This window comes from Brevundimonas sp. FV1ye4L (assembly GCF_058681255.1).
On record NZ_CM178734.1, the window covers coordinates 2843995 to 2859083 of the forward strand.

General features: G+C 67.9%; 15 protein-coding genes. 8 read left to right on the forward strand and 7 right to left on the reverse strand.

Annotated elements, in window-relative coordinates:
• The first annotated feature begins 84 nt into the window (after positions 1–84).
• Both ACW17X_RS13685 and ACW17X_RS13690 read left to right on the forward strand, forming a co-directional pair.
• The gene (locus tag ACW17X_RS13685) at positions 85–1281 is read left to right on the forward strand and encodes a divergent polysaccharide deacetylase family protein (protein WP_492100471.1); all 1197 of its coding nucleotides are present in this window, start codon (positions 85–87) and stop codon (positions 1279–1281) included.
• The gene (locus tag ACW17X_RS13690) at positions 1281–1757 is read left to right on the forward strand and encodes an RNA pyrophosphohydrolase (RefSeq protein ID WP_492098190.1); all 477 of its coding nucleotides are present in this window, start codon (positions 1281–1283) and stop codon (positions 1755–1757) included. The genes ACW17X_RS13685 and ACW17X_RS13690 overlap by 1 nt, the downstream gene beginning before the upstream one ends.
• A 45-nt stretch (positions 1758–1802) precedes the next feature.
• Here ACW17X_RS13690 and ACW17X_RS13695 read toward each other — a convergent pair whose 3' ends face one another.
• Entirely contained in the window at positions 1803–2282 is a 480-nt protein-coding gene (locus ACW17X_RS13695; RefSeq protein ID WP_492098192.1) for an Hsp20 family protein, read from the reverse strand.
• 256 nt (positions 2283–2538) lie between these two features.
• On the opposite strand from ACW17X_RS13695, the gene ACW17X_RS13700 reads away from it, so the two are divergent.
• The 3 genes from ACW17X_RS13700 (at position 2539) to ACW17X_RS13710 (ending at position 5401) form a co-directional block, all read left to right on the forward strand.
• Positions 2539–3348, forward strand: coding sequence for a class I SAM-dependent methyltransferase (locus ACW17X_RS13700; protein WP_492098194.1), 810 nt, complete (start codon positions 2539–2541; stop codon positions 3346–3348).
• 89 nt (positions 3349–3437) lie between these two features.
• On the forward strand, positions 3438–4352 hold the full coding sequence (locus ACW17X_RS13705) for a class I SAM-dependent methyltransferase (protein ID WP_492098195.1): 915 nt from the start codon (positions 3438–3440) through the stop codon (positions 4350–4352).
• Complete coding sequence (locus ACW17X_RS13710) at positions 4349–5401, forward strand: alpha/beta fold hydrolase (protein ID WP_492098197.1); 1053 nt, start codon at positions 4349–4351, stop codon at positions 5399–5401. The genes ACW17X_RS13705 and ACW17X_RS13710 overlap by 4 nt, the downstream gene beginning before the upstream one ends.
• Before the next feature lie 40 nt (positions 5402–5441).
• On the opposite strand, the gene ACW17X_RS13715 is transcribed toward ACW17X_RS13710, so the two are convergent.
• From ACW17X_RS13715 to ACW17X_RS13730, 4 genes are all read right to left on the reverse strand, one after another.
• Positions 5442–6614: a surface lipoprotein assembly modifier gene (locus ACW17X_RS13715; protein WP_492098199.1), complete on the reverse strand. Its 1173-nt coding sequence runs from the start codon at positions 6612–6614 to the stop codon at positions 5442–5444.
• Between the two features lie 158 nt (positions 6615–6772).
• Entirely contained in the window at positions 6773–8521 is a 1749-nt protein-coding gene (locus ACW17X_RS13720) for a transferrin-binding protein-like solute binding protein (protein ID WP_492098201.1), read from the reverse strand.
• Between the two features lie 127 nt (positions 8522–8648).
• The gene (hisN, locus tag ACW17X_RS13725; protein WP_492098203.1) at positions 8649–9434 is read right to left on the reverse strand and encodes a histidinol-phosphatase; all 786 of its coding nucleotides are present in this window, start codon (positions 9432–9434) and stop codon (positions 8649–8651) included.
• Positions 9435–9501: 67 nt separating this feature from the next.
• Positions 9502–9882 carry a helix-turn-helix domain-containing protein gene (locus ACW17X_RS13730; RefSeq protein WP_492098205.1) on the reverse strand — a complete coding sequence of 127 codons (381 nt, stop codon included), beginning with the start codon at positions 9880–9882 and terminating at the stop codon, positions 9502–9504.
• 192 nt (positions 9883–10074) lie between these two features.
• On the opposite strand from ACW17X_RS13730, the gene ACW17X_RS13735 reads away from it, so the two are divergent.
• A complete protein-coding gene (locus ACW17X_RS13735) occupies positions 10075–10317 on the forward strand; it encodes a GlsB/YeaQ/YmgE family stress response membrane protein (protein WP_008258823.1) in 243 nt (80 codons plus the stop codon).
• Between the two features lie 354 nt (positions 10318–10671).
• On the opposite strand, the gene ACW17X_RS13740 is transcribed toward ACW17X_RS13735, so the two are convergent.
• Entirely contained in the window at positions 10672–11226 is a 555-nt protein-coding gene (locus tag ACW17X_RS13740) for a hypothetical protein (RefSeq protein ID WP_492098207.1), read from the reverse strand.
• Positions 11227–11383: 157 nt separating this feature from the next.
• On the opposite strand from ACW17X_RS13740, the gene ACW17X_RS13745 reads away from it, so the two are divergent.
• Together ACW17X_RS13745 and ACW17X_RS13750 are read left to right on the forward strand one after the other, a co-directional pair.
• Entirely contained in the window at positions 11384–13042 is a 1659-nt protein-coding gene (locus ACW17X_RS13745) for a GNAT family N-acetyltransferase (RefSeq protein WP_492098209.1), read from the forward strand.
• A complete protein-coding gene (locus ACW17X_RS13750) occupies positions 13042–14208 on the forward strand; it encodes a kynureninase/PvdN C-terminal domain-containing protein (RefSeq protein ID WP_492098211.1) in 1167 nt (388 codons plus the stop codon). The genes ACW17X_RS13745 and ACW17X_RS13750 overlap by 1 nt, the downstream gene beginning before the upstream one ends.
• Here ACW17X_RS13750 and ACW17X_RS13755 read toward each other — a convergent pair.
• Positions 14205–15086: a hypothetical protein gene (locus ACW17X_RS13755; RefSeq protein ID WP_492098213.1), complete on the reverse strand. Its 882-nt coding sequence runs from the start codon at positions 15084–15086 to the stop codon at positions 14205–14207. The two genes, ACW17X_RS13750 and ACW17X_RS13755, sit on opposite strands and share 4 nt — an antisense overlap.
• Between the last annotated feature and the right edge of the window lie 3 nt (positions 15087–15089).

Here is a 15089-nt window from a genome sequence, read left to right on the forward strand (position 1 = left end):
AGAAGCGGTTCATGGTGAACGACCGTTAGGCTTTCTTAACCGGCGCGATGCGAGGATGAGGGCGAAGGATTCCGCCCCGTGTCCATGTTCGCCAAACGCCAGTCCGCTCTCGCCGCCGCCGCCGGTTCTCCGCCCGCCGCGCGTGGAAAGCCGAGCCTGAAGCCCGTCCTCGCCGTGCTGAAGAAGCCGCCGGTGATCGCCGGCCTGGCCGGTCTGTTCCTGCTCTCCACCGGCGCCCTGTTCCTGACTGTCCTGGGCGATCCGCATGCGGGCACGCCCTCGGCCCGTATCGCCCTGCACCGCGAGGAGGCGGCGGCGACGCCGACGCCGGCCCCGACCGGGTTCGAGGCCTTTTCCATGGGGGCCATGGGCCTGTATCAGGACCTGACCGGAACCGGCGATCCCTCCGGCGCGGCGGGCGGCGAGGCCGTGATCACCCTGCCGGACGGCGCCACCGTCTCGGGCGGCGCCAGCTATACCGCCCCGGTCCAGCCTGCCTCGCCCCTGCCCAAGGCCCCGATCGCCGGCCTGTCCCAACCTGGCCCCAGCGGCCCCCTGCCGATGATCGCGCCCGACGGCCGCGTCCCGGCCCAGGCCTATGCCCGGCCCTTCCGCTCGAACGGCAAGCCGCGTGTGGCCCTGATCGTCGGCGGTCTGGGTCTGAACGCCGTCACCACCCGCGCCGCCATCGAACGCCTACCGGCCGAGGTGACCCTCAGCTTCGTCCCCTATGCCGACAATCTTCAGTCCTGGATCGACCAGGCTCGCGCCCAGGGCCATGAGGTCATGCTGGAAATGCCGATGGAGCCCAGCGGCTATCCCGATAACGACCCCGGCCCCTACACCCTGCTGGCTAGCGGAACCCCGGACGACGTCCAGGCCAAGATGGACTGGCTGCTGGGCCGCGCTGTCGGCTATTTCGGCGTGACCAACTATCTGGGCGACCGGTTCGCGACCTCGGACACGGGGATGAACGCCTTCCTCTCGACCCTGCGCCAGCGCGGAATCGCCTTCCTCGACGACGGCTCGTTCCAGCGTCGCCCCGGCGCCTGGGCCCGCGCCAGCGCCGACAAGGTCATCGATCAGACCCAGTCCCCCGCCGCCATCATCGCCGCCCTGAACAGTCTGGAAGCCCAGGCCAAGCTGCGCGGCTCAGCCCTGGGGACCGGCTTCTCCTATCCGGTCACGGTCGAGGCCGCCGCCCGCTGGACCGCCGGCTTGGAACAGCGCGGCCTGCAACTGGCGCCGGCCTCCGCCATGACCCTGCGGCCCGGCCGCTAATGACCGACCTCAGTCTGTACCGCCCCAATGTCGGCGTCGTGCTGTTCAACGCCCAGGGCCAGGTCTGGTACGGCCGCCGCCACGCCACGGCCGGCCCGCATAACTGGCAGTTCCCGCAAGGCGGCGTGGACGACGGCGAGGATCTGATGGCCGCCGCCCTGCGCGAACTGCGCGAGGAGACCGGCGTGACCTCGGTCGAATTCCTGGCCCGGACCGACGACTGGATTCTGTACGACTTCCCGCCCGAGGCGATGAACAACGCCAAGGCCTGGCGCGGCTTCGTCGGCCAGCGCCAGCAGTGGTTCGCCTTCCGCTTCACCGGTCAGGACAGCGAGATCGACCTGGCCGCCGACGACGAGATCGAGTTCGACGCCTGGCGCTGGGGTTCTCTGTCCGAGGCCTGCGACCTGATCGTGCCGTTCAAACGCCCGGCCTATGAACAGGTGGTCGCCGCCTTCGCGCATCTGGCGGCATAAAAAAGGGCGGCGCGAACGCCGCCCTTTCCAGTTCCATGGGGCCGATCAGGCCGCTTTGGCCTTGTCCGTCTTGGTCTTGCCTTCGATCAGGGGCTGGGCGCCGCCGATTTCGATGCGGCGGGGCTTCAACGCCTCAGGCAGTTCGCGCTTCAGCGAAATCGACAGCAGGCCGTTGACCAGATTGGCATCGCTCACGACCACATAGTCGGCCAGCTGGAAACGGCGCTCGAAATCGCGCTCGGCCAGGCCGCGGTGCAGATAGGTCTTCTGCGCCTCGGCGTCGTCATTGGCGGTCTTGCGGCCGGTGACGGTCAGCAGGTTTTCCTTCACCTCGATATTCAGCTCGTCGGGAGAGAATCCGGCGACGGCGATCTCGATGCGATAGGCGTTCTCGCCCGTGGTCTCGATGTTGTAGGGCGGATAGCCGCCGTCCTGGCTGGTCCGCGCGGCGGTTTCCAGCAGATTGGCCAGACGGTCGAAACCGACGGCAGAACGGTACAGCGGGGTGAAATCATAGGTACGCATCAGCATCCTCCTGAGGATCAGCAAGGTTGAGCCGCCCGGCGGTTTGCCCGGACGGTAGGAGTTCAGCTCAACGACCCGAAATCGGCGCCGTCGGTCTGGAGAGCCCGGAACCGGCGCTCTCGAGAGATGAAATGGGATGCGCCGAACGGGCGTCAAGGGGGCGGGCGTGCGCGACCAATCCCCGCGTCTCACGATCGTCATTTGCGCCGGCCGCTGCGCCCCGTATTGAAGATCACCCCGGATGAAGGAACACCCCATGCGTCTCGCCGCCCTCGGCCTCGCCGCCCTGCTGTCGACCGTCGCCGCGACGACGGTCTCCGCCCAGTCTCAAACCGCCCCCACTCAGGGCGCCTGGACCCCGCCGCGCTCGGCCCTGTCCAGCGCCATCCCGACCCTCGCCGAGGATGCGGCCCTTCAAGCCGCCGTCGCCGCCGAGACCCGGCCCGCCGCCGACCGCGCCCGCGACGCCGCCCGTCGTCCGTACGAGGCCCTGACCTTCTGGGGCCTGACGCCGGGCATGACGGTGGTCGAGATCGAACCGGGCGGCGCCAGCTGGTGGCGGCATATTCTCGAACCCTATGCGGCGGCGACCGGTGGCCGCTATGTCGGCGTCAACCGTCCGCTGGAGAGCATGGGGGGCGAGCCCGGCTCGGCCGACTTCATCCTGGTGGCCCGCGCCTTCCACAACTGGTCGCGCAGCGGCCGCACCGAACCCTATCTGAAGGCCTTCTACGCCGCCCTTAAGCCCGGCGGGATCCTGGCCGTGGAACAGCACCGCAGCGCCGAGGGTCTGAACGTCGCCGACGTCGCCTCGACCGGCTATGTCCCCGAAAGCTATGTGATCCACGAAGCCCAGGACGCCGGCTTCGTGCTCGAGGCCCGCAGCGAGCTGAACGCCAATCCCAGGGACGACCACGACCACCCGTTCGGCGTCTGGACCCTGCCCCCGGTGCGTCAGTCCCAGGCCCGCGACGGCTCGGGCGCGCTGACCCCGGATCAGCGCGCGACCTTCGACGCCATCGGCGAGAGCGACCGTATGACCCTGCGGTTCCGCAAGCCGGAATAGTCCCTTTTGACCCGCGCGGCGAACGTGGGTAAGCCCGTTCGACCAAGGTTTGCCGGACGCGGGGCCCGGCGTTCCGAGGGGGTGTTTTGATGGCTGAACTTTCTGCGATTTCCAGCGGCCTGTCGCGCCGGTTTCTGCTGTCCGCCGCGGCCGGGCTGGCCCTGACCGGGACGGTAGCCGCCTGCGGACGCGAGAAGGACGCGGCTCCCAAGGCGCCGCCCGCCCCGGCCGGCCCGCCCGAAGGGTCGCTGGAATGGGCGCTCGCCGGCCCCTGGCGCGCCCAGGACCGGCCGCGCGACGCCTTCCGGCATCCGATGGAGACCCTGCGCTTCTTCGGCCTCAAGCCGACGATGACGGTGGTCGAATTCTGGCCCGGCAGCGGCTGGTACACTGAAATCCTGGCCCCCTACCTGGCCGAGGGCAAGGGGACCTATGTCGCCGCCCTCTTCCCCGAAGGCCCGACTGCCGACCCGGCCCAGGCCGCCCTCAACGCCGCCTTCCAGACCCGGTTCAGCGGCGACAGGAAACTGTACGGCGAACCCCAGTTCACCTTCTTCGGCGCCGGCTCCGGCCCCGTGGCGCCGGCGGGCACGGCCGATCTGTGCCTGTTCCTGCGCACCCTGCACGGCTGGATGGCCGCCGGGATTGCGGAAAAGGCCTTCTCCGACGCCTTCGCCGCCCTCAAGCCCGGCGGGGTTCTGGGCATCGAACAGCACCGTCTGGCCCCGGAAGAGGATCAGGATCCCGTGGCCGCCAACGGCTATGTCCAGGAGGCCTTCGTCAAACAACTGGCGGCCGAGGCCGGCTTCGTCTTCGTCGCCGCCTCCGAGATCAACGCCAACGAAAAAGACACCAAGGACCATCCGTTCGGGGTCGACACCCTGCCGCCGATGCGCCTGACCGCCCCCCGGGGCGAACCCGCCGACCCCACGTTCGACCGGTCCAAGTTCGAAGAGATCGGCGAAAGCGACCGTATGACCTTGAAGTTCAGGAAACCCGAGTGAACCGCGCCCAAGCCTTCGCCGCCAATGCGCCCCTGATGGGGGTTCCCGGCGCCTCTTCGCCTCCGGGCGGCAAGGGCGACTGGTATCGCGGCGCCGGCGGCATGCGCCTGCGCGCCGCCCTGTGGACCCCCTCGCATCTGACGGCCGAAACGGCGCGCGGCACCGTGGTGCTCAGCCCCGGCCGCACCGAGCCGATCGAGAAATATTTCGAGGTCATCGGCAATTTCCTCGCGCGCGGCTGGTGCGTCCTGGCCCACGACTGGCGCGGCCAGGGCCTGTCGGCCCGGCTGCTGCCCGACCGGCTCAAGGGCCACGCCCGCGCGGTCGAGGAATTCCTCGACGACTACGGCCGCCTGCTGGACGCCTTTGAAAACCAGTGCCCCAAGCCCTGGATCATGGTCGGCCACTCGATGGGCGCCTGCCTGAACCTGCTGACGCTGGAAGCCGGCGAGACCCGGTTCGCGGGCGCCGTCCTGTCCAGCCCCATGCTGCGGATCAAGACCGGCAAGCGCTCGATGTGGTCGGTCAAGCTGGCGGTGCGCTGGAACATCCGCCACGGCCACGCGGGCGACTATATCCTGGGCGACCCGGACGACCCGTTCGACCACACCTTCGCCGAGGACGCCCTGACCTCGGACGAGACCCGCTACGAGATGTGGCGCCAGCAGTTGTACGCCTGCCCCCACCTGGCCATCGGCGGCCCCACCTACGGCTGGCTGGCCTTCGCCCTCGACGCCGGCGAGCGCGCCCTGAAGCCCAAGGCCCTGAAAACGGTCAAGATCCCGGTCTCGATCGTCCAGGCCGACGCCGACGACGTGGTCTGGAAACAGACCAGCCGCTGGGCCGCCAAACGCCTGGGCCGCGGCCGCTACGTCGAGGTTCCCGGCGCCAAGCACGAAGTCATCATGGAAGCCGACCCCATGCGCGCCGTCTTCCTCGACGAGTTCGACGCCATGGCCGACTACGTCTCCCCGCTGAAGGGCGCGACGGCCGTCGATCCGTCGGCGAGGATCGAGGACGTGACGGAAGCGGCGCCGTCGGTCGCCTAGAGGCTTCTGATACACTGCGACAGGGATCGGGATTTGGCGTCTAGAAGACCCGCGTGAAGCCGACCTCCATGGCTATGCGGCTGTAGTCGTAGATGCCGACCGTTGAGTCGTTCTCTTCGAAGGTCGCTCGAACCACCGGAGCCAGTTTGGCGACAGTCAGTGTTCGGAATGTCACGCCGGCCTTTGCTGTAACCAACCACTCTTCACGGCGCTCGGGAAACAGGAATAAGCGAGCGTCGCCGACCGTGCGCCTAAGGCCGGTCGAGACAAAGACTGTCCCCCAGCGCATGTCCCGCCACCCACCCACTGTGATTCCGCCAGCCCATGTCGCATAGCCTGGATCCTCTGCGGTTTGGCGTGTCGCCGAGGCGTTGAGGGTCAAACCCGAGGCTGAGGTGACGGCGCGCTCATAGGCGACCGAGGCGTCATAGAGCCAGCCGTCCTGAAGCGCGTTCTTATCATATGTGGCGGCGCCGGCGCTGGCCGAGCTCACGATTTGGGACTTTGCGTCAATCATCCGGACCCAGTCCACAGCCACCGTCCGCGTTTGGGCATAGGCTTCGCCGCCGAACCACCGTCGGGTCTCTCCGATGGACGGGCTGAAGCGATCCTTGCGGCCACGCCACTCGATTCCGATCAAGGCGGAGGCCGACACATCATTGAATCGGTCGTCGCCATAAAGGTTGGCCAGCCCGGCCACGCGCGGAAGCAACGACAGACTCGGGCTCAAAGGCAGTTTGGCAAAAGCCTGTCCGGCAGTCTTCACCCCAAGGCCGGACTGGGCCCGTGCATCATCTGACAGGGTGAGTGGGGCGATGATGGTGTCGAGCGTGCGAGCCTGTGTCGCGCGATTGATATTGCTGTCCGGCGCAAGGCTCCATTCGACCGAGCCCCCGAACCTCTGTGGGGACCGCAAGGCGGCGGCGAATTGCTGGACCATCGGCGCCGCGTCTGGCGGGATCCCCGCAGCCTGAGCCTGCCTCAACTCTCTGCGCGCTTCGTTCTCAAGGCCCAGGGCCGCCAGCATCCGCGCCAGTTCAAGCCGCGCGGCAAGGGCGTCCGGCTTTTCATTGAGCAGGGCTCGGAACGCCAAGGCGGCTTCCTCGTAGCGTCCCAGGTCCGCCAGCATCAGCCCCTTACGGTATCGCGCCTCGGCGCGGATGTCGGCGTCGGCGTCCTGAGCAAGGGCGTCATAGGCGGCGACGGCGTCCACCACGGCGCCGGCCTGGCGTCGCGTCTCCGCGAGTTCGAACACCTGAGCGGCTGAAAGCCCTTCGACGACGTCCTGGGCGCGAAGCGGCGTCGCGACCAGCACTGTGCTGATCGCGAAGAGCATGCCTCTGCGCCAGGCGCGTGGAATACGGCGCGGAATCACCGCCGACGTGCGATCGTCGCTCCGCCGATCTGAGTACGCCCTGCCTGAACGCTCTCCGGTACGAAGATATTGAAATCACCGCCGATCTCTTCGCCGGTTGGCCCATAGAAGCGTGTGACGAGTTCTCCGGCCGCTGCGCCCCCCTGAGTTAGGCCGACGGTGGTCGCCGTCGTCGTGCTGCTTAGCCGGCCCGCAAAATCGTACCGTCCGAAGTCGACTGTGCCGCTGCTGCTGCGACCATTCAGCGTCAGATCGCCCGAATAGGTCTGCCCGCTGAAGTCGACGTTGAAAACCGACGTTCCGCGGACATCATACTCCACGCCGCTGGCCGCGTTCGCCCCTGCGCCATAGACGACGCCCTCGTACCGCGCTGTGCCGGTTCGCGTGGTCAACAGACCCACCGGCGTTTCAAGTCCATACACGAAGTGATGGTGCTGGCTGGTGGTCGCTATACCGGAGCGAACTGTGCTGCTCCAACGTCCCAGTGTCGAGTATGTCAGCGCCAGCTGGCTGTTGGTGGAGCCGACCTTGAACAGTTCCAAGCGTACCCCGGTGTCCCCAAAGGCTTTTTCGTAGACGGTAAAATTGGGGTCATCGGAGGCGACAATCGAGTTCACGGTGAAGTCGCCGCCGGCCATGTTGGATATACCGGGACCAAAGGAGAAGTTGCCGCTCGTGCGGTCCTGAAGCTGCCCGATCATGCGGTAGGTCCAGAGTTGGTTCTCTGCGCGACCATCCACCTTATCAAGGAACAAGCCGGTCCCCTGCACATAGAACAATTGCGGCGTCACCATATTGGTCAGGGTCAGGTTGACGGCAGGACCTGTGCCACGCTGTCCGGTGAAGCTGCCCGTGAACGACGCCCCGTCGCTGTTCGTCGCGCTGAAACTGGCGCCGATTTCCTCGGCGCCCGGTCCGTAGAACAGTCCCGATAGAGACCCGGTCAGCTTGGCGTTACGGCTGCCTGCCGTCACATTGCCCGAAAATTTTGGCTCGGTGCTGGACAGAGTGCCGGCGCCGATCAGCTCTATGCCGCCGCCGCTCACGCCAGAGCCCGTTATAAGCCCCGTCTCGGTCAGATAGGTCTGGGTCGAGAAGACGCCCGCCATGAAGTCCACGTCGAAATTGCCGCGGCCCTGAAGAACGCTCGGCTCAAAACCGGGTACGGTCGACATGCCGAAGACGTCGATGGCGAAATTTGCTCGTCCCGCCCGCGGCATGGCGGCGGCTGGCGTGTTGAGGCCATAGACGAAGGTTGCGAACTGATCGTTCTGCCGGTCGCCGACCGTGTTGGAACGTTGCCAGATCCCCATACCCACATATCGATTGCTGGTCTGGCTCGAATACGGCGTCGTCACCAGCGTAAGCCGGTCCTTGCCGGCGGAGCCTTCCTTCTGAAAGCGGGTTTCGCCAGTTGCGGTAGCGGTCACGTCGCCCGGCGCAAAAGTCTGGGTTCGGCCGGCGACTGAGACCGTGTAGCTCTTGGCGGAGGCGTCATATGAGACCGACAGGGTGTCGGCTGCGCCGCTGCTGTTTACCGTGGTGCCCGAGGTCAGATTGAACTCGTTATTGGCTGTTGCGGCCGGTCCGGTGAAGGTCTGATTGACCGTCAAGGCGGCGATGTTGCTGTTTGTGGGGGCAACAGGGGGAGTGACCACTCCTCCGCCGCTGCCGCCGCCTCCGCCGCCACAGGCTGTCAAAGTCGTCGCCGCCAAGGCGATCAACCCGGTTCGAATAAGACGCATACCATCCCCCATACGCTGCCCGGCATGTAGCGGGGGGCGTCTCGCCGGGTCAATCCACAACTGCGGGTAGACGGCAAGTCTCCGTAATGGGCGGGGGCACGCGCCTTCGCCAGATTGGCTTCCGCTGCTACCCCGCCGCCCGCTTCAGCGTCACCAGCGCCTGGTCGATCAGCCGCTCATCCCCGACGGCCAGGATCTGCCCGCTCCCGTCCGGCGCCGCCCCGCGCCAGTTGACCACCCGGCCCCCGGCGGCCTCGATCACCGGAACCAGGGCGGACCAGTCCCAGGACTTCAGGCTGGTCTCGGCGACCAGATCCATCTTGCCCGCCGCCACCATCGCATAGGCGTAGGCGTCGCAGCCCAGGCGGGCCAGGCGGGCGGCGGCGCGGACCTGGGTCCAGGCGCCCAGTTCGGCGCCGTTGAAGATGTTCGGATCGGTGGTCGAGATGACGGCCTCGGTCAGATGCTCGCAGGCCCGCACCGCCAGCGGCGTCTCGGTTTCGCCGCGCAGCAGACGGGCGCCGGACGGGCCGCCCAGGAAGATCTCGTCCAGATAGGGCTGGGCGATCACGCCCACGGTCGGCTTGCCGCCGGTGCGCAGAGCGATCAGGGTGGTCCACAGCGGCAGGCCCGAGATGAAGGCCCGCGTCCCGTCGATGGGATCCAGCACCCAGACGTGCTCGGCGTCCGGCCGGTCCTCGCCGTATTCCTCGCCGATGACGCCGTGGTCGGGATAGCGCGCGGCGATCAGGCGGCGAATGGCCGCTTCGGCCTGTTTGTCGGCCTCGGTCACCGGGTCGAAGCCCGCCGCCCCGCCCTTGTCCTCATGCCCGATGTCCGAGCGGAAGAAGGGCAGGGTGACGCGCGCGGCTTCGTGCGCCAGTTCCACGGCGAAGGATTCGAATTCGGTCATGGGCGCTCTTAGCCCAGATCGCCCCGTTCCGAGAACCCCGCGCCGACGCCCTCGGCCGCGCGTCTTGTCAGGCGACCGCTTCGCTGGACTCGTGCAGCGACTTGGCCAGGTCCAGCAGGCGGCGGCGCGGCCGTTCGCCCAGCTGGTAATAGGCCTGGATCAGATCCAGCGTCTCCTTGCGCGAGAACATCTCGCCCCCGGTCTGGACGGCGTCCTTGCGCTCCAGCGCCTCGGTCACGCCGTCGTAGAAATAGCTGACGGGCGTCTCCAGCGCCTCGGCCAGCTGCCACAGGCGGGCGGCCGAGATGCGGTTGGCGCCGCATTCGTATTTCTGGATCTGCTGGAAGCGGATGCCGACCTGAACGGCCAGCTGCTGCTGGGTCAGGCCCAGCAGGCGGCGGCGGCGACGCAGGCGGCGGCCCAGGTGGAGATCGATGTCGGTGGCCATGGCCCCCTGTTCCTCATCTTGCGACCTGTCCCAACGCGGGACGGCTCGCCTTCCACGCCGCAATCCGCGTGCCGAAGGTCGCGCGGCAGGGGAGTTACGCGGTTCTTCGAACGCCTCGTCAAGTCGGTCGCAACCCAATTCCCCCGGACGCATTAAGTCCGCAGCTTGGCTTCAACGGAAGGAAACTACACCATGGGCATTATCGCCTGGATCATCATCGGTATCGTCGCGGGCTGGCTCGCGGAACAAATCATGGGCCGTAACCACGGCCTGATCACCAATCTGATCGTCGGCGTCATCGGCGCCCTGATCGGCGGTTTCGTCGCCAATGCGCTGGGCTTCGCCTGGGGCGGCTGGATCGGTTCGACCATCGTGGCGACCATCGGCGCCATCATTCTTCTGTTCCTGCTGGGTCTGGTCAAGCGTCGCGCCTGATCGTCCCTCTGGACTGCAACGACGAAAGGGCGGCTCGCAAGAGCCGCCCTTTTTCGTATGGGTGAGGCCGGCGTTCCCAAGTTGGACACGCTCAGATCTTTTGACCATCACTTCAAATCGCGGCGGCGCAAGGCTTTCCGCCCCGTTTCGACCTCTCAGCCCAGCAGGCCTTCCGGCGGGGTTACACTGATCCCAAGAGGCTTTTGGGGGGAGGGAGATCATGCAGCAGGTTTGGCGCTTTGGCGCTTTGTCACCCTGTTTTTACGACACTGTGCAGCCGGACACGAAAAAGGCGGCCGGGACGCATCCCGACCGCCTTGTCTCTATCGATCCGCGGGCGTGGCCCGCCGGTCGTCAGCCCTGGGGCTGGTCGCCGGTGGGCGGGGCCATCGGGTCGCTGCTGCCCGACGGAGAAGCCGGATCGGGGATCGCCGGTTCCGGGGTCGTGGGCGTCGGCAGGGTCGGCGGCGTGGACGGCATGGTTGTGGACGGGTCCATGGTCGACGGCGTCGAGGACGGCGAGGCGGCCGAAGGCTCGGTCATCGGCGCGGGGGCGGCGCCTGGAATGGGAGCGGCGGCGTCGAACTCGGCCTTGGTATAGGCCACGGCGACACTGGCGCCCTCTTGGCGAATGCCGTTCAGCGGCACCGCGCGAAGCTGGCCGTCGGCGCCGCGCACCGTCAGCTCCTGTGCGCCCGAGGCGTTGTTCTGCACGCCTTCCAGCTTGCCCAGTTCGCCGTCAGGGCCTTGAACCGAGGTTCCCGGCGTCAGCGACAGGCTCGGCTGGGCGGCCGGCTCTTGGGTCGCGGGGGTCTGAGGGGCTGCGGTCGCGGCGTCCTGCGCCAGAACAGGCGAGGCGATCATGAAGGCGGCGGCGGCGCTGCCCAGAATAGCGGTCTTGAGGTTCATGGGACTTCACATCCGGTGGCGCGGGCCCGGCGCCCGCATCCCCAAAACTCGCCGTGTTACGGATTGTTTCGTATGCCTCGAAAAGACCTCGGGACTGCCCCGGTTGGCCGATTCCTGGTCTAAGGTGAGGCGTTATGTCGAATCGCCAGGGGGCCGCGTGAACCGCCGCAACGTCTATGTGCCCCGTCTGCTGCGCCGATTGTTGGGGCTGGCCTATGAGCTGACGCCTCAGATCTTCGCCGTCTTCGCCTTCGGCGCCGGGGCCCTGATGCTGATCTCGGCCGTCACGCCCGAGTTCGACGACCGGCTGCGCCAGCTGACCGGCGTGGTGTCCCCGATCCTGATCGACCTGTCGCACTTCGTGGCCAGCATCGCCGGCTTCGTCCTGCTGCTGCTCTCGGCGGGCCTTTGGCGACGCCGGCGCGGCGCCTATTGGGCGGCCCTCGCGGCGCTTGCGGTCGGTGCGGTCTTCTCCCTGCTCAAGGGGCTGGACTGGCAGGAATCGATCGACCTCATCATCGTCGCCGTCCTGCTCGCGCCCTGCCGGACGGCCTTCAATCGTCGCTCCCGCCTCAGCGAGCCCTTGAGGCCAGGCTGGCTGCTGCTGCTGGTGGCCGTGGTCGTCTCCATGCTGTGGCTGGGCTTCTTCGCCTATCGCGACGTCGCCTATTCCGATGAACTGTGGTGGCGGTTCCTGGTGGACCGCCAGGCCTCGGGCTTCCTCCGCGCCGGCCTGGTCCTGTCCCTGCTGACCCTGCTCGTCGCCGGCCGTTCCCTGCTCAGTTCGCCCGGCGCCGACAGCCACGGCCCCGCCTCGGCCGACGAGATCGAACGCGCCCGCATCGCCCTGGAGACGGCCGAGGAGGCGACGCCCGAGGCCTGGCTGGCCATGCTGGGCGACAAGGCCCTGCTGTTCAGCCCTTCGGGCCGCAGCTTTCTGGCCTATCGGGTGCGCGGGCGGCGCTGGATCGCCATGGGCGAGCCGGCGGGCGCGCTGGAGGAACGCCAGGAACTGCTGTGGGCCTTTGCTGAACTGGCCGACAGCTATGGCGGATCGGCCGTCTTCTATTCCGTCGGCGACGATATTCTCAGCGAACTGGCGACCATGGGTCTGGCCATGCGCAAGGTCGGAGAGACGGCCGTGATCCGCACCGAGGCCTTCACCACCGAGGGCAAGGGCAAGCAGAACCTTCGCACCGCCCTGAACCGGGCCGAGCGCGAAGGCGCCCGGTTCGAGGTCCTGCCGCCCGGCGCGGCCAAACCCCTGGAGGCCGAGCTGAAGGCCATCTCCGACGCCTGGCTGGCCATGCACAATGGGGCGGAGAAGGCCTTCTCCCTTGGCCGTTTCGACATCGACTATCTGAACCTTACGCCCCTGGCGGTTATGCGCGAGGGCGATCGGATTGTGGCCTTCGCCAATCTGCTGGTCACCCCCGGCGAGGCGGCGGTGGATCTGATGCGCTATACGCCTGACGCCCCGCATGGGGTGATGGACTATCTGTTCACCCGCTGTGTCCAGTGGGCCAAGGCCGAGGGCGTCGCCGTCTTCGACCTGGGCATGGCCCCCCTGGCCGGGCTCGAGGATCGCCGCGTCGCCCCGGTCTTCGCCCGGGTCGGCGCCCTGGTGTTCGAAGAGGGCGGGGCCCTCTACGGCTTCCAGGGCCTGCGCAGCTACAAGGCCAAATTCTCGCCGGACTGGAAGGCCCGTTTCATCGCCGCCCCCGTCTCCACGCCCCTGCCCCTGGCCCTGCTCGACGTCGCCCTGCTGACCAGCGGCGGATGGCTGGGCATGCTGGGGATCAGAAAGGGATGCTGATGTCGTTCAAACCCCTGTTCTCGCGCGCCTTGGCCCTCGCGCCGGACCGCCTGCACTTCGCCGCCCACAGCCATCACCTGTGGCCCGACGTCAGTTTCGAGGCCCAGCAACAGGCCTGGCTGGACGCCAATCTGCACGCCGACCGCAAATGGGATCTGATCTTCGATCAGGTCATCCCTCGCGCCCAGGCCGAGGTTGCGGCTGAACTGGGCCTGCCCGATCCAAACAGTCTGGTCTTCTCGTCCAACACCCACGACCTGCTGCTGCGGGTGTTTTCGGCCTTCGAGACCCAGCCGGTCCGTATCCTGTCCACCGACGGCGAGTTCCACTCGTTCCGGCGCCAGGCCGAGCGGTGGGAAGAGGCCGGTCAGGCCGTGGTCACCCGCGTGCCTCTGGCGCCGTTCGAGACCTTCGCCGACCGCTTCGTCGCGGCCGCCGCTGCCGGCGGGCACGACTGGATCCTGGTCAGCCAGGTCTTCTTTCGCACCGGCGGCTTGTTTGGCGGAATCGAGGCCCTGGCCGCCCTGGCCCGGCCCGAGGGCCCCTGGGTCCTGGTCGACGGTTATCACGGCTTCATGGCGACCCCGACGGACCTGTCCGCCGTCGCCGACCGGATCTTCTACGTCTCCGGCGGCTACAAATACGCCATGGCCGGGGAGGGAGCCTGTTTCCTCCACGCCCCCGACGGCTTCGCACCCCGGCCCGTAATCACCGGCTGGTTCGCCGAGTTCGGGGATCTGTCCGGTCCGCCGGGCGGGGTTCAGTACCGCTCGGACGGCGGCCGGTTCTGGGGCGCCACCTTCGACAGCTCGGCCCTGTATCGGTTCAATGCCGTGCGCGGGATGCTGACCCAGGCCGGGCTGACCACGGCTGACGTGGCCGATCACAGCCGGGGCCTTGCGATCCAGTTCCAGGACGCTGTTCGCGCCGGTCAGGCGGGCGTGCTCGGCGAGGCGCAGATCCTCAACCCCGTGGTGGGCGACGCCCCCCGCGCCCGATTCCTGGCCCTACGCCATGACAAGGCCCCGACCTGGCGCGCAGCCCTGCTGGCCGAGGGCATAGTCACCGACGTCCGCGACGACGTGATCCGCTTCGGCTTCGGCCTGTATCAGGACGCCGAGGATGTGGAGCGGCTGATCGCCGCCTGCCGGACGCTCGGAACTTAGAAGAAGGTCGTATCGTCCTGCTTCTTGGCCTCGGGCGCAGCGCGTGGGGCCGGCGGGGACGCTGGCGCGGGCGAGCCGTTGGGCGCCGTGTTCGGTGCCTGACCCGCTGCGGGCGGTATGGCCGGCAGGGCCGGATAGGGCAGGGCCGACGGATCCGCCGCCGCCGGGGATCCGTCGCCGGGCGTGGTCTCCGGCACAGGCAGTGCGTCGACCGGCTCGGCCTGGCCCACCCGGTCGGGGGCGTTCAGATCGTCGCGGATAAAGACCCAGGCCCGGCTGTCCGCGCAGCCGCAGGCCTTCAGGAAGCCCTCGCGGTCGCGCCACAGGATCAGGGGATAGGTGATCTGCACGCCCGCATCCTTCAGCAGGGCGCTCAGACGCGTCTCGAACTGGCGACTGGCCTCGACCACGGCGGACCGGGCCAGATTGCCGTCGGCCGCCGGTATGCCCGCCGCCGTCCACGCGCTTGCCGGCGTCGCGGTCCAGCGCTGATACAGCGACCAGTCGCGGGTCAGCCACAGCTCCGCAATCGTGGCCCGTTCGGCGGGCGTGGACTGGGGCAGGCCTTCCCGGTCGGCGCGGGCGAACAGGATGATGCGCGCTTCCACGCCCGCCGCCCGCAGCTTCGCCACCTCCTCGCGCTCATAACGCTGGGCCGAGGCGCTGTCCCGATAGGCGATGATATAGAGGGGCGCGCCCCCGCCGCCGCCAGATACCCAGGAGGCCTCGTCGAGCAGTTGCTGGATCTGGGCCTGGTCGCGGCTGATCGTGACCGGCTGGAACCGTGAATAAAAGTTCCAGTAAGCCCAATAGCCGACCCCGGCCAGGATCAGGCCGATCAGGGCGGCCAGGGCTGACCATATCAGTAGTCGACGCATGGG